Source organism: Veillonella denticariosi JCM 15641 (assembly GCF_002959855.1).
In the GTDB taxonomy this organism is placed as follows: Bacteria; Bacillota; Negativicutes; order Veillonellales; family Veillonellaceae; genus Veillonella; species Veillonella denticariosi.
In genome coordinates this window covers 144,388-167,965 of record NZ_PPDB01000007.1, presented here as the reverse complement: position 1 = coordinate 167,965, position 23,578 = coordinate 144,388, and the positions used below count along the sequence as shown (strand labels likewise).

The 23,578-nt window shown below is 40.7% G+C and carries 23 protein-coding genes; 1 reads left to right on the top strand and 22 read right to left on the bottom strand.

What is annotated here, in order from left to right; translation table 11 throughout:
• The first annotated feature begins 558 nt into the window (after nucleotides 1–558).
• A complete protein-coding gene (locus VEHSUH05_RS06265; RefSeq protein WP_105091071.1) occupies nucleotides 559–1,155 on the top strand; it encodes a hypothetical protein in 597 nt (198 codons plus the stop codon).
• 273 nt (nucleotides 1,156–1,428) lie between these two features.
• Here VEHSUH05_RS06265 and VEHSUH05_RS06260 read toward each other — a convergent pair whose 3' ends face one another.
• The 22 genes from VEHSUH05_RS06260 to rfaE1 all read right to left on the bottom strand — a co-directional run bounded on the left by VEHSUH05_RS06260 (nucleotide 1,429) and on the right by rfaE1 (nucleotide 23,561).
• Nucleotides 1,429–2,661, bottom strand: a complete 1,233-nt coding sequence (locus VEHSUH05_RS06260) for a threonine/serine exporter family protein (RefSeq protein ID WP_105091391.1) — start codon at nucleotides 2,659–2,661, stop codon at nucleotides 1,429–1,431.
• Nucleotides 2,662–2,675: 14 nt separating this feature from the next.
• A complete protein-coding gene (locus VEHSUH05_RS09420; protein ID WP_245875940.1) occupies nucleotides 2,676–3,191 on the bottom strand; it encodes a hypothetical protein in 516 nt (171 codons plus the stop codon).
• A 61-nt stretch (nucleotides 3,192–3,252) separates the two neighbouring features.
• Nucleotides 3,253–4,077: a YkvI family membrane protein gene (locus VEHSUH05_RS09415; RefSeq protein ID WP_245875939.1), complete on the bottom strand. Its 825-nt coding sequence runs from the start codon at nucleotides 4,075–4,077 to the stop codon at nucleotides 3,253–3,255.
• 307 nt (nucleotides 4,078–4,384) lie between these two features.
• The gene (gene tnpA / locus VEHSUH05_RS06250) at nucleotides 4,385–4,846 is read right to left on the bottom strand and encodes an IS200/IS605 family transposase (RefSeq protein ID WP_105091070.1); all 462 of its coding nucleotides are present in this window, start codon (nucleotides 4,844–4,846) and stop codon (nucleotides 4,385–4,387) included.
• Nucleotides 4,847–5,082: 236 nt separating this feature from the next.
• A complete protein-coding gene (locus VEHSUH05_RS06245) occupies nucleotides 5,083–6,258 on the bottom strand; it encodes a phosphopentomutase (RefSeq protein ID WP_105091069.1) in 1,176 nt (391 codons plus the stop codon).
• A gap of 127 nt (nucleotides 6,259–6,385) precedes the next feature.
• The gene (locus tag VEHSUH05_RS06240; protein WP_038114710.1) at nucleotides 6,386–6,919 is read right to left on the bottom strand and encodes an NUDIX hydrolase; all 534 of its coding nucleotides are present in this window, start codon (nucleotides 6,917–6,919) and stop codon (nucleotides 6,386–6,388) included.
• 8 nt (nucleotides 6,920–6,927) lie between these two features.
• Nucleotides 6,928–8,553: a class I SAM-dependent methyltransferase gene (locus tag VEHSUH05_RS06235; protein ID WP_105091068.1), complete on the bottom strand. Its 1,626-nt coding sequence runs from the start codon at nucleotides 8,551–8,553 to the stop codon at nucleotides 6,928–6,930.
• Between the two features lie 139 nt (nucleotides 8,554–8,692).
• Nucleotides 8,693–9,142: a dUTP diphosphatase gene (gene dut / locus VEHSUH05_RS06230; RefSeq protein WP_038114706.1), complete on the bottom strand. Its 450-nt coding sequence runs from the start codon at nucleotides 9,140–9,142 to the stop codon at nucleotides 8,693–8,695.
• Nucleotides 9,143–9,152: 10 nt separating this feature from the next.
• Nucleotides 9,153–11,222, bottom strand: coding sequence for a polyribonucleotide nucleotidyltransferase (locus tag VEHSUH05_RS06225; protein WP_038114705.1), 2,070 nt, complete (start codon nucleotides 11,220–11,222; stop codon nucleotides 9,153–9,155).
• A gap of 153 nt (nucleotides 11,223–11,375) precedes the next feature.
• Complete coding sequence (rpsO, locus tag VEHSUH05_RS06220) at nucleotides 11,376–11,642, bottom strand: 30S ribosomal protein S15 (RefSeq protein ID WP_038114703.1); 267 nt, start codon at nucleotides 11,640–11,642, stop codon at nucleotides 11,376–11,378.
• A gap of 129 nt (nucleotides 11,643–11,771) precedes the next feature.
• Entirely contained in the window at nucleotides 11,772–12,569 is a 798-nt protein-coding gene (locus VEHSUH05_RS06215; protein ID WP_038114701.1) for an ABC transporter ATP-binding protein, read from the bottom strand.
• A 10-nt stretch (nucleotides 12,570–12,579) separates the two neighbouring features.
• Entirely contained in the window at nucleotides 12,580–13,452 is an 873-nt protein-coding gene (locus tag VEHSUH05_RS06210) for an ABC transporter permease (RefSeq protein WP_038114699.1), read from the bottom strand.
• Between the two features lie 11 nt (nucleotides 13,453–13,463).
• Complete coding sequence (locus tag VEHSUH05_RS06205) at nucleotides 13,464–14,444, bottom strand: ABC transporter substrate-binding protein (protein WP_105091067.1); 981 nt, start codon at nucleotides 14,442–14,444, stop codon at nucleotides 13,464–13,466.
• A 27-nt stretch (nucleotides 14,445–14,471) separates the two neighbouring features.
• Nucleotides 14,472–15,449, bottom strand: coding sequence for an ABC transporter substrate-binding protein (locus tag VEHSUH05_RS06200; RefSeq protein WP_038114693.1), 978 nt, complete (start codon nucleotides 15,447–15,449; stop codon nucleotides 14,472–14,474).
• 138 nt (nucleotides 15,450–15,587) lie between these two features.
• Complete coding sequence (locus tag VEHSUH05_RS06195) at nucleotides 15,588–15,965, bottom strand: hypothetical protein (RefSeq protein WP_038114690.1); 378 nt, start codon at nucleotides 15,963–15,965, stop codon at nucleotides 15,588–15,590.
• A 53-nt stretch (nucleotides 15,966–16,018) separates the two neighbouring features.
• The gene (locus VEHSUH05_RS06190; RefSeq protein ID WP_105091066.1) at nucleotides 16,019–17,410 is read right to left on the bottom strand and encodes an aminopeptidase; all 1,392 of its coding nucleotides are present in this window, start codon (nucleotides 17,408–17,410) and stop codon (nucleotides 16,019–16,021) included.
• 113 nt (nucleotides 17,411–17,523) lie between these two features.
• A complete protein-coding gene (locus VEHSUH05_RS06185; protein ID WP_105091065.1) occupies nucleotides 17,524–18,510 on the bottom strand; it encodes a 3'-5' exonuclease in 987 nt (328 codons plus the stop codon).
• Nucleotides 18,511–18,519: 9 nt separating this feature from the next.
• The gene (locus tag VEHSUH05_RS06180; RefSeq protein WP_105091064.1) at nucleotides 18,520–19,560 is read right to left on the bottom strand and encodes a glycosyltransferase family 9 protein; all 1,041 of its coding nucleotides are present in this window, start codon (nucleotides 19,558–19,560) and stop codon (nucleotides 18,520–18,522) included.
• Nucleotides 19,560–20,582 carry a glycosyltransferase family 9 protein gene (locus VEHSUH05_RS06175; protein WP_105091063.1) on the bottom strand — a complete coding sequence of 341 codons (1,023 nt, stop codon included), beginning with the start codon at nucleotides 20,580–20,582 and terminating at the stop codon, nucleotides 19,560–19,562. The genes VEHSUH05_RS06180 and VEHSUH05_RS06175 overlap by 1 nt, the downstream gene beginning before the upstream one ends.
• Nucleotides 20,583–20,626: 44 nt before the next feature.
• A complete protein-coding gene (locus VEHSUH05_RS06170) occupies nucleotides 20,627–21,121 on the bottom strand; it encodes a D-glycero-alpha-D-manno-heptose-1,7-bisphosphate 7-phosphatase (protein ID WP_038114675.1) in 495 nt (164 codons plus the stop codon).
• A complete protein-coding gene (gene rfaD, locus VEHSUH05_RS06165; protein ID WP_105091062.1) occupies nucleotides 21,121–22,086 on the bottom strand; it encodes an ADP-glyceromanno-heptose 6-epimerase in 966 nt (321 codons plus the stop codon). The genes VEHSUH05_RS06170 and rfaD overlap by 1 nt, the downstream gene beginning before the upstream one ends.
• Entirely contained in the window at nucleotides 22,083–23,561 is a 1,479-nt protein-coding gene (gene rfaE1, locus VEHSUH05_RS06160; RefSeq protein ID WP_105091061.1) for a D-glycero-beta-D-manno-heptose-7-phosphate kinase, read from the bottom strand. Before rfaE1 ends, rfaD begins: the two co-directional genes overlap by 4 nt.
• Nucleotides 23,562–23,578: the final 17 nt, after the last annotated feature.

Here is a 23,578-nt window from a genome sequence, read left to right as displayed (position 1 = left end):
CGGTTACAATACAAAGTTCAATACAATTACTAACCTCATCGAGGCTAAGGCTAACTAGACACGATATACGAGACTAAATGGGCTCTATCATTACTCTTTTAATTTAATCAATAGGAATTTGCTGCTTGTGTCTAACCTTATAAATCGTTTATGAACGATAACTATGAAATTATACTAGATTCTATCCTCATCTTTTTAATTGTAAAATGTTAAAGAATTGCTGTGAGAATCTAAGTCTTTCTGTTCTACATGTTAGTGAATTCTTTCACCTGTTGATGTAAGTATAATACACGCATCCATGTGTGTCAATATTTTTTAAAATTTTTTAGAAAATCTTGTTACATCATCAGAAATAACAACCACAAGACTAGATATTCTCTATAATAAGGTATAGCTTTTAGTCTTTTTGCAACACATTTTCTCCGGCCTTTAAAAATTACTCCAAAAAATCAGAACCACCCGTTTTACGGGTGGTTCTGATTTTTGTAATTATTTTCATCGACGTATTCTTATTATGTTACAATACAGTTATATTAGTGTTCAATGGGGGATGTGTGTATGAAACGTTATATTACATTACTTAGTCTAGGTTTGTGTTTAGCTGTATCGATGCTTTCACAAGCTAACGATATAAAGCCTTTTATACATGTTACGAATGTACATAATCGCCAATATGATGCGGAGTTAGATGCTATTACAGATACAAAGTTTTATGGACCGTATCAATTCCGCATATTAAAGGATGCTATTGAAACGCAGGGGGAAACGAAGGACATTGATGGTAGGGTGTTTAGAACCTCTAATGGGGTATTTATGCATGTAAAGGTTAGATCTATTGATAATGGTAGCGCATCCTTAGATAAAGAGGTTAAGAAGATTTTTAAAAATAGAACGATTCCAGAGTCTACAGTTAAGATGGTATTGCCTGTTAAGCATGATGTAATAGAGGTCAACAATGATGGCGTACGTAGTTTACTAGCTGAATTTATGTATGGGTGGCCATTAGAGTATCGCACGGATATGGTATTGGTGACAGATTATGAAGATACTCGATACTACTATAATTTACAGTTTTATCGACATAAGTTACCTGAAGGTGTTCGTATGGAGCAGTTGCGCCAAATGATTATGGATGCACAGTTTAGTTATAAATAAGTGATATCTAATTAGCACAATATAGTTATAAATAAAAGAGGTTTCTAATGGTCACAGTAGTGATTTATAGGAACCTCTTTTATTGTGCAAGTAAATTATATAGTTAGTAAACTATTACAGAATGCTTTTACCCAAAGGGAATACAGTTTTGATGGCGCATCTATGTGAAAGTACCGCCTCATAAACGTAACATATATTATATTTTTACAGGTAATAGATTTGGAAATTACGTTGTAAATGCTTTAATTTACATGAATTTGTTATAGGGTTATATTATTTATAAGTGTTTTTTTGGATTAGTGGTGGTTTTATATATTTTACAATTGCGATAGATATAGCAATTGTAAAAGCTATCAAAAAGGATTCTTTTGCGAAGCTAATGGCAATAGTTTCTTGTCCCATTAGCATATAATAAATGGATCGATAAAAGCTGAGGCCTGGTAGTAAAGGGAATAAGCTAGTCATTAGGAAAACTATAGCAGGGCATTTCCGTTTAACAGCCAATATTCTGGATGCTATGGCGATGATAAAACCACTGATAAATATTGAAAGCATAACATTAAATTGTAGTTCAGATAAAGTTAAGAATAAGAACCATGAAATAAATCCTAATATTGAAGTATCTAGAATATGTTGTTTTCGTACACGAAATAGGATTGCAAATGCTGTCGTACCAATGCCAGCCATTATACTTCTCATGAACATAGAAGTGAATGAATTAGAATCTAAATTAGATGTATAAAGGGGAATTATTTGTGTGTTGAAGAGTAGTGATTGTACTACTGCGACCCCTACAGCCATGGAGATACAGGTAAGTAAAGCTCCCATCATGAGTGTTATTCCAGTATTATAATTATTTTGACTATACTCCCTGATAGCATTAACAAATGGAACTCCAGGAACAATGTCAATCATAGCTCCTAGTAGTATTACAGAAAGATTAGATCCTATATTAAAGTGTATGAAAAGATTCCCAAATAAGGCGATAAGAATACTACCTAAAATAGTGATTAATACATCTGAGTTAAGTATTCTTTTAATCGTGCACATATAGGCGCCTAATATTAAGCCTATAATACCTGCAATTATAGAGTCTGTTATTGAACTACCAATTGCATAGCTAAAGCCAGAAGCTCCTATTGTATAAGCTACTAATCTCCAAAAAATTAAATAGTCAGGCATAGTATCAATTTTTTCAAGTTCATTTATAACCTCTTCAATAGTAATGCTCTTCTGTGTAATGCGTCGAGAGAGCGCGTTAACTGATTCAATTTTGCTGAGGTTAATATCGACTTCAGGAACATTATAAATACGAGTAATTTCAGTATTATCATCTTTCTTAGCAGTTGCAAAAATGCCTCTATTTGATACGTAGGCTTCTAAATCTTTAAAATTCATAGCTCTTGCTATGTAATTCATAGTATCCTCTGTACGACTGATTTCGGCGCCACTGCTAAGTAATATTTTTCCAGCTTTTAGTATAATTTCTAATTCCACATCTGTCATTATTTCCTCGTTATTCATTTTACTTCATTGTTATTTATATTGGACTTTTTGATAGGTCTATCTTTAGAAGATTCAGTTGATTTTGATTCTTCCTGTTGTTCTTGTAGAATATTGATATTTTGATGTATAACCTCTTCGTCTATTAAGAGATGCTCTTCCACATAGTCTTTTAGCTCTTGAACTGTTTCCGTATTTGAAAGTATTTCTTTTGCTTCATTATGAATATCTTCTTTAAGAGATTTTGTATCTGCTTGACTAATATCACCTAATGTATGGAATAGTTCACGTTCTTTTTCTGAAAGATTTTTGTGAGGACTATGTTTTTTTAATGATAAATGGAGCATCTTTCTTCGGAAGAGTTTTTCCATAATAATATCTTTACGATCACGGAGCCAGCCATAAATAAGAATAATTAGGAGTAATAGTCCCATATAACCGAGAATTGGGTAGAGGATACTAATCAAATCTTTAAAACCAAAGAAACTACATATATATCCTATGATTACTACAGAAATAATAATAATTCTCATTCTTTTTGTGCTGCCGTTGGCAAAACGTCTAGCAATAGAATAAAAAAGAGAGAATGCTGTATTAAAAATAAGTGAAAAGACTGTGATTGCATATATATGCTAGCCAAGGATGAATTTGATTGGCAATAGCAAGAATCGGCAAATCTGCATCTTTTACTGTATCTAGATTTGCAAAAATAGAGATAGCAGCTATAAAAACAACTAATCCGACTAATAGGCCGCCACGAGTGCCACCTTTTTCAGCAATACCAATACGAACAACAGAACCACCTAAAATAAAGGCCATAGAAACAGCTGTCATAGCACATAGAGCATAATAATTAAGGACAGAAAACCATACATTGCTTGTGGCTGGTTTGATTGTGTGGGCTATAGCCTCTAATGTAGTCCAATCATGACTTTTACCAATAAAAGAGTAGCCTGTAATGATGAATATCATAACAATCATGATAGGAGTAAAAACACCTAAAATATTGGTTATTTTGTCAAAGTTCATAAATGATACGGTTATGATTAAAAGTGAGCAAATTAATCCACCAATCCAAAAAGGGAATCCAAATTGTTGTTCTAAGTTTGAGCCTGCGCCAGCAATCATAACAAATCCCATAATAAAGCTACCAGAGATTAGTACAAAATCAAGTATTCTTGTAATAATAGGATGGGAAATCTGTGTAAAAACTTCTTCATGATTGTCTGCACGATAGTAGCTCCCCAAAGTAAGCATGATTTTACCAAATGCGGCATTTAATAGACCTAGTAATAGAACACCAATGAGACCTATTTGGCCAAAACTTATAAAATATTGTAGAAGATCTTGTCCACTCGAGAGTCCTGCACCTACAATAACACCTATGTAGGCAAATGCAATTTTCCATGATTGTTGCATTATATTTTCCTCCTTTCAAATACATAACTTAGTAAACATTTAATATTATATCATACTGATGATTCAGTTGATGGAAACCTCACCGCCAATCTCTATAAGATTAGCTAAGACTGGACCCATTTATAGGCCTTAAGTTCAATATAGTGATGTCAAACGTAAAAGTAAATCAGAACCACCCGTAAAACGGGTGGTTTGCTCACGGGCTATAAGCCCGTAGTACTAGGCCAGCGTCTAAAGGCGCTGGCTTTCACTACGTTCAATCCGCATAGCCATTGACTCGTAACGTTCCCCTTAAAGGGGATATGTATTACTTGCTACCCTTAAAAGGGTCCTCATATTCTTTTACACTAAGTTTATCTTTCATTTGGTCATGTAACTCTTGCTCACGTATATATTTCTTTACTGTAGCCTCATTTAGACCTACTGTACTAACATAATATCCCTCGGACCAAAAGTGTCTATTTCCAAACTTATACTTTAAGTTTGCGTGTTTATCGAACATCATAAGTGCACTTTTACCTTTTAAATATCCCATAAAAGGTGAAACTGCTATTTTGGGTGGGATTAATACTAACATATGCACATGATCTGCCATGAGCTCCCCCTCTATAATCTTGACGCCCTTATATTCACATAAACGCCTCAATATTTCAAGTAAACTATTTCTATATTGATTATATATAACTTTACGTCTATACTTAGGTGTAAATACTATGTGGTATTTGCATAACCATTTTGTGTGCGCAAGACTCTGTGTCTTTGTTGCCATATAAAATCATCTTTCTTTTGCATATAATGCGGCTTGAACACCTACATTATACTTAAGCAAGGTGATTTTTTTGTATAACTTTCGTTGCCGCACCCGCATAGCGGGTGGTTTTATGATTCGCGACTAAGTCGCGAACCAGTCTAAAGACAATAATAAAATGCCGATGCAGCTAGTTATTTACTAGTTGTATCGGCATTAAAATCAACATCTTTTATCCTATACTCTACACAGGTAAATTACTTCAAATTGAGAACATCCAAAAATGATTTTCCAATATGCCATAGTGGTAATCTAAAATTTTGCAATACTGTTTCACCTATGTCCGCAAAACTATGTCTATCACCCAAAGCTACTGAATGACTCATACTTGGACTATAAGCTAGCAAAGGCACCATTTCTCTCGTATGATCTGTACCTTTCCAAGTCGGATCATTCCCATGATCTGCCGTGATGAGGAGCAAATCATCATCCTTAAGTAAATCTAACAAGCCGCCCAATTGGTAATCAAAATCTTCGATAGCACGCTTATACCCGTCTACATTGCGCCTATGACCGTAAAGGCTGTCAAATTCAACAAGGTTAACCATCATGAGCCCCCGTATAAAACTTCGTCCCAACAGATACGGCACCACATTCATACCATGAGCATTGGACTTTGTCGGATATGATTCATCCCAGCCGACATGAGCATAAATATCGCCGATTTTGCCGACTGCCACTGTCGGAATATTAAAGTCTTGTAACGCTTGTTGCACCATTTTCTTTTCAGGCATGCGACTGTAATCATGGCGATTCGAGGTGCGCACAAAATGTCCCGATGTACCGACAAAAGGCCGCGCAATGATGCGCCCCACATAATAATCACCGATACACACCTTATCGCGCGTAATTTGACACATGCGATACAAATCTTCTAATGGAATGACATCCTCATGAGCAGCGATTTGAAAGACCGAATCCGCCGATGTATATACGATCGGTTTACCTGTTCTTATATGCTCTTCTCCGAGGCGTTCAATAATTTCCGTTCCGGATGCAACCTCATTACCCAGAAATTCATAACCCGTTTCCTTCGTGAAAGTATCCATCAATTGCTTCGGAAAGCCATCATAAAATGTCGGGAAAGGTACCGTCACGGGATGCCCCATCATCTCCCAATGTCCGCTTGTCGTATCTTTGCCGGTACTCATTTCGGTCATACGACCGTAAGCACCGACAACAGGCTCATCGAACTCTGAAATATCAGCAATACGGGCTAAACCCAAGCTTTTTAGATTCGGACAGCGGATAGGTCCCGCTGCAGATTCAATATGCCCCAATGTATTCGAACCTTCATCGCCGAATTTAATCGCATCGGCCGCATGTCCCACACCGACACTGTCCATCACTAATAGAATAATCCGATTATACATATGTACTCCTAAACTCATATGAAATACATTACCCTATATAATGTAAATATTTCATAATAAATTACAGTCAAGAATCATGACCATGAACCAGCAAAACCATCTGACGTAAATCGAAATATTTTTGATACTACTTAAGGTATGGCATAGCAAGCATGAGTGCCGCCAAAGACTTGCTATCCTTGATATTCTCATTTCTGATAGCCTCCAGCAACTCCGGTACTGTGTAGTACTCCAGCTCCACATATTCATCGGGATCCCAATTGGTTTCCCCCATGATAAGATCCTTGGCAAGATATAAATGTAGTACCTCATTGCAGAATCCCGGACTCGTAGCGATAGCTCCTAACGGAATCCACTGAGCCGCACGATACCCGGTTTCCTCGGCCAGTTCACGCTTAGCGCAGACAATGGGTTCTTCATTGGGGTCAAGTTTTCCTGCAGGTACCTCCAGTAGCGGCTGCTGCAAGGCATATCTGAATTGACGCTCCATGACGATCTTATTGTCCTCTGTAACCGCCACAATCGCCGTGGCCCCCGGATGATGCACAACCTCACGCCATGCCTCCTTGCCGTTCACATCGGCTATATCATAGGTAACTTGAATCAACTTACCGTTAAATTTCATTTCACTGGATTTCTGTATTTCCTTACTAATTGCCATATGTACCTCTAATCTTCTATTTTATGTAAAAATCCGAGCATTCGGATACGTTGTAAAATTTCCTCTAAATACACTTCATTAGGAACGATAAAATCAATATCGTCCTGCGTATGACGCTGAACCGTAATATTGTCATCCATAATAGCAAGAATCTTTTCTTTTGTCGTAGGCTCCGCCATCTGCTTTATAATAAAAAGAAAACCGTTATCTATATCCTGTTGCACTTTATTGTACATATCCCCTATACCGATATAGGAGCTGCCTTCTTTTTCCACTATGGTGGCAATAAAATCTATAAATCTTTGCGGTATATATACCTTATTATCCTCAAAAGCGATTCTTTCATATGGTTCAGCATACATATCAAGATTATCCACGATGATCAAATACAGTAGACGAGAGTACACTCTGTCCATTTCTATAGTATATCCGGGCAGCTTTCCATGTATATGATCCACTATATCCTGAACAGTAAATACATCCCCTCGGTCCATAACCTCTTTAATAGCAATATGGATGCTGTCCGTCATATTGGAAGGAATGCCTACATTAACAATACTGCAAAAATACAATCTTGATAATACATCTATGCCGACCCGTTCATTACGAATGATGTCTTCACTACGTTTTTCCTTCGTCAAAAGGGACATTCTGAACTGCGTATCATAAATATAATCATAATACTGTTCCTTAGCAATATAATCGTCATTAGCCAATTGCGCTATATTATCATGAATATCCTCGGGTAACCAGCTTATATAAGACCGTGAAAGAAACACATCACCTATATACGCGCAACCTTGATCATTGGCACGTTTTATAAATTCATGTACATATACAGGATCATTAAAAGGCTCCAAATATTCATGAGCCACATAATAATCATTAGAGCTCAATACCTTTTGGATGTTATCAATTTTATAACTCGCCGTCTGACTCATCCGATTATCCAGTCCCATCGTATCGGCTACAAGCTTCAATATGTTCTTTGTATATAAAGTCCGCTCCATCAACGGCATCTCTAGCGCTTTTTGCTCCGCGTACTGCATGATTTCTCGATATTGCTCTAACCGTTTCCATCCGGGATATGTATTATATGATACATAAGCAATACCTTTATCGGATAAATTCTTATTACAGATCGATAAAATCTTATCTTTTACCATATCCGGAACCCACGACCAAATCCCATGTACAATAATATAGTCAAAAGTACCGAAGGATTCGTCAATATCTAAAATATCTTTTTCAATCAAATGTATATTGGAAAGCCCCATCGATGCAATCAATTCATTCCCCATCTCAATCTGCGAAGATGATAGATCGATACCCGTAAAGGAAGCTTCAGGATAATATAAAGCCTGAGAAATAATATTTCCCCCAAAAGAACAGCCCAGTTCAAGAACGCGAGCCTTTTTTAAAGGTACAGGCTCCAATCCATATAATAAAGCTCGTGCCGCTAATGTATTTAGAGAAGTGGCTCCAAAGGGCTGAGAAATATACACTACATCCTCATAACTCTTTTTTAGAACTTTATTTTCATCCAGTATGTGCATAGTATTCTGTGTTGATTCGACATCATTTCCCATAATTGATGTATTCATATTCCTTTTTTGTTTTGACTCCTGTTTCATAACGCCTCCCGAATTCTTCTTCTATAAGAATTATTATATAGTATTATGAAAAAGAATTGTAGACAAGTCATAATAACACATGAAAGCCGCCCAACCAAGTTGAGCGGCTTTCACCATTTTATTATGAATCATATAGACTTTACATAGTCCCCGTACTGCCGATACCGCCGGTTCTTACACCTGTAGCATCGTCATCATTGGTAATAAGGTATTTGGAGAATATGCCTTGAGCAACGCGTTCTCCTTTTTCAAGGGTTATCGGTTCTTGACCAAAATTCAGGAGGGCAATCATAATATGACCTTCATTGTCCTCATTATTATAATAATCACTGTCGATAATGCCCGTGCTGTTCACAAGTGCCAAATGACGCTTAACGGCCATACTGGAGCGGATATGAATAGCAAGGTATTCATCATATGCCATAAAAGCCTTAAGACCCGTAGGCACAAGTTTTATTTCACCCGGTTCCAATGTAACGGCTTCAGCACATTCTATATCATATCCTGCACTTTCCGTCGTTTTACGGGTCGGTAAATTGATATCTTGTTCTTCAAAGGCAGTTACTACCTCAAATCCGCGAATATCCATGAGACACCTCTTACTTTAAACAATCCTTACGGGATAAGTTAACACGGCCTTGTTTATCAATTTCGATAACTTTTACCATGATTTCATCCCCAACGTTTACAACATCCTCTACATTTTCAACGCGTTCCTTAGCTAATTTTGAAATATGTACAAGACCTTCTTTACCAGGCAATACCTCTACAAAAGCGCCGAATGCCATGAGACGTGTTACCTTTCCTAGATATACTTCCCCTACTTCCACTTCTTTAGTAAGGTTCGTAATGATTTCTTGCGCTTTCGCAGCCCCTTCTTGTTCCACGGATGCGATAAATACGGTACCGTCATCTTCAATATCGATCTTAGCACCTGTTTCTTCAATAATGCTGCGAATTACTTTACCGCCTGTACCGATAACATCGCGAATCTTATCAGGGTCGATTTTCATCGTAATGATGCGCGGTGCGTATTGAGACATTTGTTTGCGCGGTTCAGCGATAGTATCAAGCATGATACCCATAATATGCATACGACCTTTATGGGCCTGTTCCAATGCTTCATGCAAAATCTCACGGGACAAGCCGGAAATCTTGATATCCATCTGGATTGCCGTTACCCCTTTAGCGGTACCGGCCACCTTAAAGTCCATGTCGCCAAGAGCATCTTCCATACCTTGAATATCTGTTAAAATCGTGTAATGTTCACCTTGAGTCACAAGCCCCATAGCGATACCGGCCACAGGCGCCTTGATAGGCACTCCGGCATCCATCAGGGATAATGTGGAGCCGCATACGGACGCCATGGAACTGGAACCATTAGATTCCAATACTTCAGATACGAGACGCAATGCATATGGGAAATCCTCTTCACTAGGAATTACAGGAACCAATGCTCGTTCAGCCAATGCACCGTGACCGATTTCACGACGGCCAGGACCGCGGGAGGAACGTGTTTCCCCTACGGAGAAGGACGGGAAGTTATAATGATGAATATAACGTTTTTCAGTTTCAACACCAAGACCGTCGATAGTTTGTGTTTCGGATAAAGGTGCTACTGTTGTAATATTCAATACCTGAGTTTGACCGCGTGTAAATAATCCGGAGCCATGTGTACGAGGCAATACGCCTGTACGGCAGGAAATCGGACGAACTTCATCAAGCTTACGACCGTCCGGACGAATTTTTTCAACGGTGATCATATGACGGACAATTTCCTTCGTCATCGCATCAAATGCTTTATTAACGTCAGAAAGATTATCCGGATAAATGCTTTCAAAATGAGCCAATACGTCGGAGCGAACTTCCGCTTCTTGAGTATCACGTTGTTGTTTATCAGCACAACGAACAGCGGCATCTAATTTATCATGGCCGTATGCACGTACTGCATCAGCGATATCCTGAGGCACTTCTTTACTTTCAAAGACGCGTTTTTCCTTACCGACTTTAGCTTTAATATCCTCCTGGAAGGCTACGATTTTTTTTATTTCTTCATGAGCGGTCATGATAACTTCGAGGATTATATCTTCCGGCACCTCCTGTGCACCGCCTTCGACCATGAGGATAGCATCCTTCGTACCGGCTACAACGATATTAAGATCGCTTTCATCAGCTTGAGCTTTAGTCGGATTAACAACAAATTCTCCATTAACACGTCCCATTCGAACACCTGCGATAGGTCCGTTCCAAGGAATATCAGAAATAGAAAGTGCTGCAGATGCACCGATCATACCGCATATAGCAGGATCGCAGTCGTGATCTACGGACATAACCGTTGCCACTACATGCACTTCATTGCGCACACCCTTATCAAATAGCGGACGAATAGGACGGTCAATCAAACGGCTATTCAAAATAGCGGATTCCGGTGGACGTGCCTCACGTTTGATAAATCCTCCAGGCAAGCGACCGACAGCATACATTTTTTCTTCATAGTCTACGGTAAGCGGGAAGAAATCGATATCCTTCGCCTCTTTAGAACCCGTAGCGGTCACGAGTACACGTGTATCTCCATAACCAACCATTACGGCACCGCCGGCTTGTTTTGCAAGTTCCCCAGTCTCAATCGTAAGCGTACGACCGGCCAGGTCCATTTGGAATTGTTCCATTCCTATTCCTCCTATAAATCATCTTTTTCATATACCTTATTATTATATATCATCATATAAAAATAAGCCATGTATTTAAAGACTTTAGTTGTTGGTACCGCTTATTTGCAGAGTTATAAATAAAAAAGCCGTCCCGGAGGACGGCAAATTTTATTATTTACGAAGACCAAGTCTTTCAAGAATGGAACGATAACGTTCGATATCTTTGCGACGAAGATAGTCAAGCATATTACGGCGTTGACCTACAAGTTTCAACAAGCCACGACGGGAATGATGATCTTTTTTATGTTCCTTCAAGTGTTCTGTTAAGTACTGAATACGGCTTGTCAAAATCGCAATTTGTACTTCCGGAGAACCTGTGTCACCTTCATGTGTAGCATATTCTTTAATGATTGCTAATTTAGCTTCTGTAGTTAACATTTCTGTTACCTCCTATAAATAAAAATCTCGTTAAGCTTAAGTAACCGTCGGAGAGTCGAATACTTCGCTTACGATGTGTCTAATGACTTTATTTAGTATACAGTATCTGCCTGATGTTGTAAAGAAAAACTATTTCGCTCCTAAAACCATGCGATCGCTCAATGCATTTTCACCGGCCACTTCGAATTTTTCAAGAAGATCCTGAACGGTGAGTTTTTTCTTTTCTTCCCCTTTTACATCGTAAATGATGCGACCCGCATCCATCATGATGAGACGATTACCGAAACGCAATGCATCGCGCATATTGTGAGTGATCATAAGGGTTGTCAAATTATGTTCAGATACGAGCTTTTCCGTCAACTGCAGTACATTTTCCGCTGTCTTAGGATCAAGTGCCGCCGTATGTTCATCGAGCAACAAAATTTCCGGGCGAAGCATAGTCGCCATCAACAAGGTAATCGATTGACGCTGACCACCCGATAGTAACCCCATGCGAGCCGATAACCGTTCCTCTAAACCGAGACCAAGTAGGGCGAGTCGCTCTTTAAAAAACGCCTGTTCGCTGTCTTTGAAAGCCCACTTAAGGCCCAATCTTTTACCGCGACGCATGGCGAGAATCAAATTCTCTTCAATCTGCATATTGCCCGCAGTTCCTACCATCGGATCCTGAAAGACGCGACCGATATATTTAGCACGTTTATATTCAGCCATTTTCGTCACATCAATATCATTGATTGTGATTTGTCCCTCATCTACGGGAAATACTCCGGCAATAGAGTTCAATAGCGTACTTTTACCGGCACCGTTACCACCGATAACCGTACAGAAATCACCTTCTTCAAGTCTAAGATTGATACCCTGAAGAGCGGTTTTTTCATTAATGGTGCCCTTAAAGAAAGTTTTTACCATATTTTTTACTTCTAACATAGAAACCTCCTTAGCGAGCCAGCCATTTGGCTTTCAATGTAGGCAACGAAAGCGCAATAGCCACGAGAATAGCGGTGAATAATTTCAAATCGTTCGGCGGCATACCGAGATAAAGGACGGTAGCAATTACGATACGGTATACGATAGATCCGAGCACTACGGCAATAAGACTCTGTACAAAGGATTTTGTACCGAATACGACCTCACCGATGATAACAGATGCCAAGCCGATTACGATTGTACCGATACCCATCCCTACATCGGCGAACCCTTGCGCTTGGCCGATTAAGGCTCCGGATATACCTACAAAACCGTTGGATATCAACAGACCAAGGACAATCATATTATCCGTATTCACACCTTGAGCGCGAATCATTTGCGGATTTACACCGGTCGCCCGAAGAGCCGTACCGATTTCAGTACCGAAAAACCAGAATAAGAACAGACATACAACGATAGCCACCAAAATCCCTACAATGGCCGCAGACCACATATTCGGTGTATGTAATACACCGCCGAGCATGCTATACACAGTATCCATACGAAGTAAAGATACATTAGCCTTGCCCATGATATGGAGATTAATGGAGTATAAGGCGATCATCGTTAAGATACCGGCTAAGAGAGCAGGTATTTTTAATTTTGTATGAATCCAGCCTGTTACAGCACCTGCCGCCATACCACCGATGCCGGCAACTAAAATGGATAAAATCGGATTCATGCCATTGGTAATCAAAATGGCTGAAATAGCCGCCCCCATAGGGAACGTTCCTTCCACCGTCAAGTCCGCCACATCAAGAACGCGGAATGTGATGAATACACCAATCGCTAATAAAGACCACAAAAGGCCTTGAGTTATGGTGCCTACCAATAAATCAAACATCAATATCTCCTCTATTTTTTCATATCTTTTCGAAGTGCCTCCGGAATAGTAATCCCCAATTTATTGGCACGCTCTTCGTTGACAGTTAATTTAATTTCCTTTTGTGTTTCAACCGGCATATCCCCGATTTTAGCTTCTCCTGACAAGATTTTTGCAGCCATCAAACCCGTCTGATAACCTAATTGATAGTAATCTACAGAATAGGTTGCCACACCACCGGTCATAGTCATGCCTTCATCAGCAGCGAATACAGGAATCTTTGCGGCATCCGTAATTTGCGCCAAGTTGGCCATCGCCGATGCGATTACATTATCCGTCGGCGTATAAATGGCCTGTACATCCTGATTTACGAGATTGGTTGCCGCCTGTTGAATATCGTTAACATTAGATACCGTCGCTTCTACTACAGTTATCCCCTTTGTCGCAGCATAAGCCTTCATTTTTTCCACCTGTAGCTGGGAATTGATTTCCGAAGATGTGTAGATAGCACCGATTCGTTTAACATTCGGTACCAATGCTACAATGAGATCCACCTCTTTTTCTACAGGTGTCATATCCGATGTACCCGACACATTACCGCCGGGATGTTCATTAGATTTAACAAGCTTAGCCGTCACATAATCGGTAATAGCTGTTCCTAAAATCGGCATATCATGAGATGCATTAGCCATTGTCTGTGCCGCCGGTGTTGCAATGGCAAGCACCAAATCATTTTTATCAGATACAAAACGCTGTGCAATACTATTTAAATTAGATTGATCGGCCTGTGCATTTTGTTGATCAATCTTGATATTTTCTCCATCCTTATAACCTTTGGAGGCAAGGCCGTCAATAAAGCCCTTATTTGCTGCATCAAGAGATGGATGTTCTACCAGTTGAATAACACCGATTTTCTTTTGATCTCCGGATGCCGTGTTGGAACCGCAACCTGCGACCATAGCCATTACGGTAATGGCGCTGAGGGCCACTACAATACCTTTTTTCCAGTTCATGTAACATTACTCCTTACCAGTTGCGTATTAAATCATAGATGCTTTGTTCATCAATTCCTCTGGTAAGGTGATGCCCAATTTTTCCAACTTGTCTTTATTCACAACTAATTTAAACTCTTTTTGCGTTTCGATAGGCATATCTTCAACTTTAGCTTCACCGGTTAAGATTTTTGCAGCCATCAAACCCGTTTGATATCCCAATTTATAATAATCCACGGATAAGGACATGAGTGCTCCGCCTTTAACATGATTATCTTCACCACCGAAAACCGGGATCTTTGCAGGATCTGTAATAGCGACAAGATTACTCATCGCAGATGCCACCACATTATCTGTCGGTACATATACCGCATCTACATGTTGAGATACGAGGTTTTGAGCCGCTTGTTGAATATCGTTTACGGTGGATACCGTAACCTCTTCTACCTTAATCCCTTTTGTAGCAGCATAAGCCTTCATTTTCTCTACTTGAATCTGAGAGTTCACTTCACTGGAACTATAAATGGTACCGATTGTTTTCGCATTCGGCATGACTTGTAATATCAGATCAACTTGTTGTTCTACCGGGTTCATATCACTCGTACCGGATATATTGCCGCCCGGATGCTCATTTGATTTAACGAGCTTTGCCGCTTCATAATCGGTAATGGCCGTCCCCAAAATCGGAATATCATGAGTCGCATTAGCCATCGTCTGTGCCGCAGGTGTAGCAATCGCTAAAATCAGATTTTTACGATCCGATACAAAACGTTGAGCAATCGTATTCAAATTTGATTGATCGGCTTGAGCATTTTGTTGATCAAAGGTAATCTTGCTATCTAAGCCTTTTTCCTTTAATGCATCGACAAAGCCTTTATTGGCTGCATCCAAAGCAGGATGTTCAACAAGTTGAACCACACCTACCTTGTAATTACCGCCATCACTTGTTCCATTTGTACCACACCCGGTAACGGCCATAAAAGCTGCCGCAGTCAGTACCAAGGCGATTCCTTTTTTCCAGTTCATAGGGATTCCCTTCCTCTTCGTCATATAATAATATATTAATTATAAACGACTTTATCTACTACATCAATGTAGCAGACTAAAGTATTTTACATTTGTTCATATTGAATATACAGAAAATACTGTTTTTATGAGATAAGGTTATCGATTTAAAGACGCCAACATTTCTTCCGTCAATTCGTTTGCGGCTAGAATATACTCCTTCAGCGTTCCCTTATCGAGGGCCATCTTCATAACGGGAACTTCAAAGGGGTCCAGGATAACACACATCAAAATCTCGCCTGTCACATAGTAACCGACAACAGCTTCACCTTCATCCATCTCAAGTGTTTCTCGTTTTACCGTTACACAGTATGGTTTCATAACCTCTGCGGCAGCCTTTGCCACTTCTTCCCGATTTGCAATGTATTCATCCGCCTTCGATTCAGGAATATCAAAGATATCGACCTTTACGGTCTTTACCTCCGATGCATTGTCTTTAGCGGCTGCAATAGCGGCGCCCAATTCCGTTTTACTCATAATCCACCTCATACATGAATTGGACTTTCACCACCGGTGAAAGCCCTCTATCATTAGATTGTTTCATCTGCCGCATTAAGGAACGCGACATAACACTGTTTAGCTTCGTAAATATCCGCTTTGGAGGTAACTTCCCACGGAGCATGCATGCTGAGTACAGCCACACCGCAATCAATGACATTCATACCGTACAAAGCCATGATATATGCAATGGTTCCGCCTCCACCGAGGTCGACTTTACCGAGCTCAGCCGTTTGATATGTAACATTATTGGCCTCCATAATGCGGCGAATAAAGCCCATATACTCCGCATTGGCATCATTAGAGCCCGATTTACCGCGAGCCCCCGTAAATTTATTGAACACAACGCCCATTCCTAAGAAAGAGGCGTTTTTCTTTTCAAAAGCGGAGCCGTAAAGAGGATCATATCCGGCGCTTACATCGGAGGACAACATGCGTGATTTTTCCAATGTACGACGAACGCTGACAGAATTCGGTTTTCTCATAAGCGTTAAAATTTCAGCCACCGCATTTTCAAAGAATCGGGATTGCATACCCGTAGCGCCGACTGAACCGATTTCCTCTTTATCCACAAGCAAACAGCATGTAGTACGTTTTACCTGATCCACTTCGAGCATCGCTACCAATGAAGTGTAGGCACATACGCGGTCATCTTGACCATACGCCATAACCATGGACCGATCAAAACCCATATCGCGTGCTTTGCCGGCAGGAACGATTTCAAGTTCTGCGGATAATAAATCCCGTTCCTCAAAACCATATTCCTTTTCAAGAAGGGCGTTAATAAATTTAGCAACCCCGTCCTTCTCTTCATCTTTTACGGGACGGCTGCCGATGAGCAGATCCAACGCCTCCCCTTCGATAACCTTTGCCGCATTTTTCTGCATCTGTTCCTGACCCAAATGTGGCAGTAAATCGGTAATACAGAAAACAGGATCCGTGTCCTTATCGCCGATATTGATATCGATACGGGTACCGTCAGTCTTCACAACTACACCGTGAATAGCCAAAGGCATCGCAACCCAATGATATTTTTTGATTCCCCCGTAATAATGAGTATCCCAAAATAACAGATTGCTGTCTTCATATTGAGGATTTTGTTTAACGTCGATACGAGGAGAATCGATATGGGCTCCTAACAGATTCATGCCCAATTCGATATCATCCGTACCGATATTGAAAAGAGCGATGGATTTATCCATGTGGGTATAATACACCTTATCCCCCGCCTTGATTGACGTATTTGATGCAATTAAATCCTGTAAATTAACATAGCCTTTCGCTTTTGCCATCTGTACAGCCTGAATCACACATTCCCGTTCAGTTTTTCCATCATCTAGAAATTGACGATATCCATCACTTAACTCATATACTTTGGATATGGTCGCATCATCATAATTGTGCCATGCATATTTACGTTCCATACAATTATCCTTTCTAAAGGTATTCTATGCCTCAATATCCTGTATAAAATAAGCCTCTAAATCTACAGAATACAGCTTCATAGAAATCTTATTCGATTGACATTAAAATCAAATCATTTAGTCGCATGTCGCTTTTCCAGCTCCGCTCTGCGATGTTCATGATATAATCTTTCTTTCTCCCGATTAACCTCGGACTTGTTTTTATATAATAAACGAATCTCATCGGTACAATGTGTCAGTACTTTTGTAACATAAAACTTTGTAATTCCCGATCTGATCGTATATTTTCCAACCTTTAACTGCACCGCAAAATCGCCATGTTTAGGACAAATACCGAGTGCAAGATACTTATCCCCCTGTAACCGTTCCGGCTGCGTCATATCCAATCTATTCTGGCAATATGGACAAAACGACAGTCTAACCCGTTTATCATGGACAACACGCTTCTTTTCGGAAAAGTTCTCATACATAAAAAACGTCAGAATCGGCGGATATAACAATGGATTGGAACCGGTCTTACGGATCTCATCATACTGCCGTATTCCTTCAGGAATATCCAGTTTCTGACAAATATGTGCCGTAAAAACCGCGTCATGCAATGCATTGTGTGCCGACAAATGCTCTGAGGAAATTCCTAAATCCTCCATGGCATGGGATACGGAATACTGTTGATTTGTTCCGTACCGTTGATAGGCATAAATCATCTGCGCATCCACCCACTGATCATAGGACAGCACTTTCATACTGTGCAACATGAGATTTTCCCGTAAAATGAGAATATCATCAGAACCCCACGATAAGAGCATGTATTGATCGCCGCACCAGGCTTGAAAATGATGCATGGCCGTCTTAAACGGCACGCCATGATTCAAATCCAACGATGTAATCCCCGTCAATTCACGCACGTGTTTATGCATGCGTGTTAAATATCGAGGTTTGATAAACATCGTAAAATGATCTACGATATCCATCCGTTCATTCAATTTTACTGCTCCGATTTGAATAATCTCACCCGTCAACGGCATCTTTGTGCGTTTCATAAAACTGATATCGTTACTGTACGGTTGATTCCATTCCAAATCAAATACAATATAATTCATAACTGGCCTTTATTTTGTTTCTGAAAGCAACGTTTCCGCCGCTTTAATCACTTCATCTTCGGATATTACGGAAATTCCCGCGTAGTGACCTTCCTTGATGATCTGTTTCATACTTTTACCGATTTCATATGTATCCATGGACTCAAGAACAATAGATTCAGATTGATACGGTCCGTAAAAAAATGGATTTGACGGTCCGTAAAGTGCCACTACGGGCACATGTTGACTCACAGCGACGTGCATCGGTCCCGAATCATTCGTGATGAGCAAGGAGCACCGCCCCATAGCCGCAGCCAAAGGCCCTAACTGAAATGCACCGGTCGCGACAATCGGCTTTGTTTCCATCATCTTTACAACCGGTTCTACCATATCGATATCCATAGGGCCTCCAAAGAATATCGTCTTGTACCCTTGCCGTCCGAAATAATCCGCCACATGGACAAAACGTTCGGCAGGCCATCGTTTTTCAGGGACCGCACTACCGATATTGAATCCGATAAGCTTATCTTCATCCTTTACACCATGATCGGTATAGAAATCATATGCCTCACGGCGCCAAGCTTCACAAGTTTCTATATGTAAACCGGAATTTGATAAATCCGCAACCCCTAACTGCTCCAAAACATTGATATACATATCCGCGGCATGACGCGTCTTGCGGTCGAGACGCGTATACTTCGTCATAAAGGGTCTGAATAAAAAATGACTCATCCCCGTTGTAACAGGTGCATGAATCTTCCACGCTAAATATGATGTGCGTTCATTGGGATGCAGATTAATCACGATATCCGGCTTACCCTTCGCATTGATCTCACACGCGACCGCATTGAGGCCTGAAATACTGTTATGACGCCCTTTTTTATCCACGACGACAAGTTCATCAATATTTGGATTATACTGCATAACCTGCTGTAATTTCTCATCTATTACATATGTAATATGACTATGAGGTGCCGCCTTTCGCAATACCTCTAAAAACGGTGTCGTCAGGATAACATCACCCAGATGCATGAGAAAGGTCACAACAATTCGCTTATTATCGAGTTCCATTACAGTTCCTTTCCAAGCACTTGCTCATATACGGACCATACCGCATCCACCGGGATCTGAGCCATGCAGTCCGGATCATCAACCAACGGGTCCTCCGGCGTCGCCTTTGAGGTAGGAGAAATGATGAGATGTACGTGACTGCCTCCATAAGGACTTGTCCGCTTAGGTGATGTCGTACCGAATAAGGCAATGAGAGGCCGCTTCAAGGCATTTGCAATATGTAGCGGTCCCGTATCGGCGCTGATAAATACTTCGCATCGACGGATCAGTTCTATCAGTTCCTCCATCGATGTAGCCCCAACGAGATTTACGAGATTATCATTCTTTACATAATTTTCTATGAAAGCGCCCTTCTCAATATCCTCTGGTGCACCTGCGATGACGACCTTCTTACCTGATTCACAGAGGCGAATACAGAGTTCGCCAAAATTGAGAAGAGGCCATTCCTTTACTATCCATCGTGCGCCGGGTACTACTACGACATATTCATCATCGGAAATACCAAAGCATTGAAGACGATATTTAATCGATTTTTCCGCATTCCCGTAGACGGGCATGGGAAATTCAACACCTTCCACTTCGCCACCCAAGGCGCGAACGGTATCTAAATATCTCTCGATAACATGATCGTACTTGTGCTCTCCTACAAGGGCTTTATTCACAAGATTACTGCCTTCGCGCAGTTCCCAGTAACCGTATTTTTCAGGCGCCCCCGATAGTAGAGAAACTATAGCACTTTTTGCAATACATTGTAAATCTAAGGTCATATCAAAATGACGACTATGTAGCTCTTTTCTAAGCTCCCAAAGATATGCCGGTTGTTTCAACCTCTTCTTGTCGATAATGATGACATCATCGATCCAGGGGGTACCGGGTAGGAGGCTGGCGAACTGTTCATGAATAGCCCAGGTGATACGCGCATCGGGCCAGTTCTTACGAATTGCATACAAGGTAGGTAATGCATGTATAACATCGCCTAAAGAGCTCATCTTGATAATGAGTATATTCTTGTAATCTTTCATACCATCACCTCCATCATATCTATATCAAAGTATAAAATTACACGCTAAATAATCGTTTTTATAAAATCCAACAAATTGGTACCCGTAAATAAGTACCCTTTTATACCGGCCGCCTCGGCGGCCTCAATATCACGCGGACTATCTCCTATGAGAAAGCTTTCACCAACATTCACATCATAATCCTTAATGGCCTGATATATCATACCGGGTTTCGGTTTGCGACATTCACATTCAACGGCATAGCGAGACACCGTGCCTTCTACATGATGAGGACAATAGTAGAAACGTAAAATCGGAGCCCCGCAGGCATCCAGTTCACGCCCCATATATTCATGCAGAATCTGCACATCATGTTCCGTATAATACCCCCGGGCCACACCGCTCTGATTGGTCACCACAATGAGGTCATACCCTTTACTGTAGGCATATGCAAGCGCCTCTTTAGCACCATCAACCCATTGTAAATCGTCAATCCTGTAAAGATAGTTCACATCCTTATTGATGACCCCGTCCCGATCGAGAAACAGTACTTTGCGCATCAACGTAAATATCCTTCATTATGTTCCAACAGTTCACAATATTCTTTAACGGCATCTTCCATCTTTGTAAAGCCTTTATCATAACCGGCAGCCATCAATTTAGTCGTATCCGCTTCGGTAAAGCTTTGGTATTTGCCCTTTAATACCTCAGGGAACGGGATGTATTCAATTTTACCCTTACCATTGTAATCGATAACAGCCTGCATAAATTGATTAAAGCTATGTGCATTACCCGTACCGCAGTTAAATATACCGGAGATTTCAGGATGTTCCCAGAAATAGAAATTCACATTGACCACGTCTTTTACGTAGATAAAATCTCGTGTCTGACCGCCATCTTCATAACCGTCCGTGCCTTCAAACAAATTGATTACACCGGTCTCCTGATTTTTATAGAACATTTGACGAACTAGCGATGCCATCTTATTTTTATGGGCTTCGTTAGGGCCGTATACATTAAAGTAGCGAAGTCCTACCACCTGTGCGGTGTATTCACCTTCAAATTTACGCACATAACGATCAAACAAAAGCTTAGAATACGCATATGGATTAAGTGCTTCTTCCGCTTCTGGTTTCTCTACGAAACCGTTGGTACCATTACCGTAAGTAGACGCGGATGATGCATAAATAAATGGAATTCGACGATCCTGACAATAATGAAAGAGATTTTTAGACCCTTCATAATTGTTTTTCATCATATATTTACCGTTATATTCCATCGTATCTGCACAAGCGCCTTCGTGGAACACGACGTCAATAGGCCCTACATCAAAAGATCCGTCAGCAACAGCATAATCAAAATCATCACAATCGATATAATCTAAAAATTCCAGGTTTTGAATATTGCGAATTTTACGCCCATCTGTGAGGTCATCAACGATAATAATATCCGTACGACCACGCTCATTCAAGGCTTTCACAATATTACTGCCGATAAAACCGGCACCACCGGTTACGATAATCATAATTTGCCCTCCTTAGCCATCTCGGCTATTTTTCCTACTATATCCGACGTGGAATAGCCTTCTTTAAATGAAAGCACCTCTACATCATCAACGGACTCACGCCCTACGATATCTTCTTTTTTATAGTCTCCGCCCTTAACGAGTATATTAGGTCGCAAATAGGCCAATAGTTCTGCAGGCGTATCTTCTTCAAACAGTACAACTCCGTCCACACAGCCCAAAGCGCTGAGCAGTGCAGCACGATCATCTTCACTTACGATGGGACGCGTTTCCCCTTTCAAACGACGGACGGAACAGTCTGAATTAAGGCCTATAATCAGATGGTCGCCGAGTTGAGCCGCCTCTTGCAAATATGTAATATGTCCGCGATGAAGAATGTCGAAGCATCCGTTCGTAAATACCACGGTGTCTCCATTTTGCTGCCACCGTTTCACGAGATCTGACATCTCCTCTTTCGTGTATAGAGGCTTATCCTGTAAGCCCCGTTGCAAAGAGTGCCACAGTTCTATCAACTCGGAGCGATGAATCGGATAGGTTCCCACCTTCGCTACGACGATACCGGCCGCACCATTTGCAATATGAAGCGCTAATCGCATCGATAATTTACCTGCAAGACATGTAATAATCATCGACACCACCGTATCGCCGGCACCACTTACGTCAAATACTTCCTGCTGTGTCGCAGGATTGTGCCATGTACGGCCATCCTTCGCGATAACGGTAATCCCTTTTGCGGAGCGAGTGGCTACAATATAATCTAAATCAACAGATTGCAGAATCTCCTTCGCCGCATTGACGATAGATTCATCATCATTCACCAACGTACGCCCCACGCATTCACCGAGTTCTTTCACATTCGGGGTAATACACGTCGCCCCGTTATATTTAGACCAATCGGCCCCCTTAGGATCCACGATAGTCTGTACATTGTATTGTTTTGCCAACGCAAAGACCTTTTTTAACAGGCTCGGTGTACATACGCCCTTACCATAATCGGAAATAACGATACCGTCTATACCCGATTTGCAAAGATTCTCCAACCATGTTGCAAGTTGCATTTCCTCATCGGAGGTTAAATCTATAATTATTTCAAAATCAAGGCGCATCATCTGTTGACGGTCACCTAAAATACGCATCTTTGTAATGGTGGAGCGATTATCATCGATGATGAGTCCTGAAGTATCAATGTGATCTGCCTCCAAGAGGGATTTCAATAGGCGACCATGATCATCATTGCCAGATAAAGCTCCTAAGTATACATGACAGTCCAGGTTTGCCAAATTAGACGCCACATTACCGGCGCCACCAAGCACCTCTTTTATTTGAGAAACGCGATTTACCGGAACAGGAGCTTCCGGCGAAATGCGACTCACATCGCCAAATACATATCGGTCCACCATCACATCACCGATAACGGCAATGTTAAGATTTGGCAATGTATTCATTAAAAATTGATTAATTGTGGTATTGATCATAGCTTATATTCCTATCT

What these genes read in the sequence shown, in the direction of transcription:
- VEHSUH05_RS06265 (WP_105091071.1), top strand. Translation starts at nt 559, where the DNA reads ATGAAACGTTATATTACATTACTTAGTCTAGGTTTGTGTTTAGCTGTA.
- VEHSUH05_RS06260 (WP_105091391.1), bottom strand. Translation starts at nt 2,661, where the DNA reads ATGACAGATGTGGAATTAGAAATTATACTAAAAGCTGGAAAAATATTA.
- VEHSUH05_RS09420 (WP_245875940.1), bottom strand. Translation starts at nt 3,191, where the DNA reads ATGAGAATTATTATTATTTCTGTAGTAATCATAGGATATATATGTAGT.
- VEHSUH05_RS09415 (WP_245875939.1), bottom strand. Translation starts at nt 4,077, where the DNA reads ATGCAACAATCATGGAAAATTGCATTTGCCTACATAGGTGTTATTGTA.
- tnpA (WP_105091070.1), bottom strand. Translation starts at nt 4,846, where the DNA reads ATGGCAACAAAGACACAGAGTCTTGCGCACACAAAATGGTTATGCAAA.
- VEHSUH05_RS06245 (WP_105091069.1), bottom strand. Translation starts at nt 6,258, where the DNA reads ATGTATAATCGGATTATTCTATTAGTGATGGACAGTGTCGGTGTGGGA.
- VEHSUH05_RS06240 (WP_038114710.1), bottom strand. Translation starts at nt 6,919, where the DNA reads ATGGCAATTAGTAAGGAAATACAGAAATCCAGTGAAATGAAATTTAAC.
- VEHSUH05_RS06235 (WP_105091068.1), bottom strand. Translation starts at nt 8,553, where the DNA reads ATGAAACAGGAGTCAAAACAAAAAAGGAATATGAATACATCAATTATG.
- dut (WP_038114706.1), bottom strand. Translation starts at nt 9,142, where the DNA reads ATGGATATTCGCGGATTTGAGGTAGTAACTGCCTTTGAAGAACAAGAT.
- VEHSUH05_RS06225 (WP_038114705.1), bottom strand. Translation starts at nt 11,222, where the DNA reads ATGGAACAATTCCAAATGGACCTGGCCGGTCGTACGCTTACGATTGAG.
- rpsO (WP_038114703.1), bottom strand. Translation starts at nt 11,642, where the DNA reads ATGTTAACTACAGAAGCTAAATTAGCAATCATTAAAGAATATGCTACA.
- VEHSUH05_RS06215 (WP_038114701.1), bottom strand. Translation starts at nt 12,569, where the DNA reads ATGTTAGAAGTAAAAAATATGGTAAAAACTTTCTTTAAGGGCACCATT.
- VEHSUH05_RS06210 (WP_038114699.1), bottom strand. Translation starts at nt 13,452, where the DNA reads ATGTTTGATTTATTGGTAGGCACCATAACTCAAGGCCTTTTGTGGTCT.
- VEHSUH05_RS06205 (WP_105091067.1), bottom strand. Translation starts at nt 14,444, where the DNA reads ATGAACTGGAAAAAAGGTATTGTAGTGGCCCTCAGCGCCATTACCGTA.
- VEHSUH05_RS06200 (WP_038114693.1), bottom strand. Translation starts at nt 15,449, where the DNA reads ATGAACTGGAAAAAAGGAATCGCCTTGGTACTGACTGCGGCAGCTTTT.
- VEHSUH05_RS06195 (WP_038114690.1), bottom strand. Translation starts at nt 15,965, where the DNA reads ATGAGTAAAACGGAATTGGGCGCCGCTATTGCAGCCGCTAAAGACAAT.
- VEHSUH05_RS06190 (WP_105091066.1), bottom strand. Translation starts at nt 17,410, where the DNA reads ATGGAACGTAAATATGCATGGCACAATTATGATGATGCGACCATATCC.
- VEHSUH05_RS06185 (WP_105091065.1), bottom strand. Translation starts at nt 18,510, where the DNA reads ATGAATTATATTGTATTTGATTTGGAATGGAATCAACCGTACAGTAAC.
- VEHSUH05_RS06180 (WP_105091064.1), bottom strand. Translation starts at nt 19,560, where the DNA reads ATGGAACTCGATAATAAGCGAATTGTTGTGACCTTTCTCATGCATCTG.
- VEHSUH05_RS06175 (WP_105091063.1), bottom strand. Translation starts at nt 20,582, where the DNA reads ATGAAAGATTACAAGAATATACTCATTATCAAGATGAGCTCTTTAGGC.
- VEHSUH05_RS06170 (WP_038114675.1), bottom strand. Translation starts at nt 21,121, where the DNA reads ATGCGCAAAGTACTGTTTCTCGATCGGGACGGGGTCATCAATAAGGAT.
- rfaD (WP_105091062.1), bottom strand. Translation starts at nt 22,086, where the DNA reads ATGATTATCGTAACCGGTGGTGCCGGTTTTATCGGCAGTAATATTGTG.
- rfaE1 (WP_105091061.1), bottom strand. Translation starts at nt 23,561, where the DNA reads ATGATCAATACCACAATTAATCAATTTTTAATGAATACATTGCCAAAT.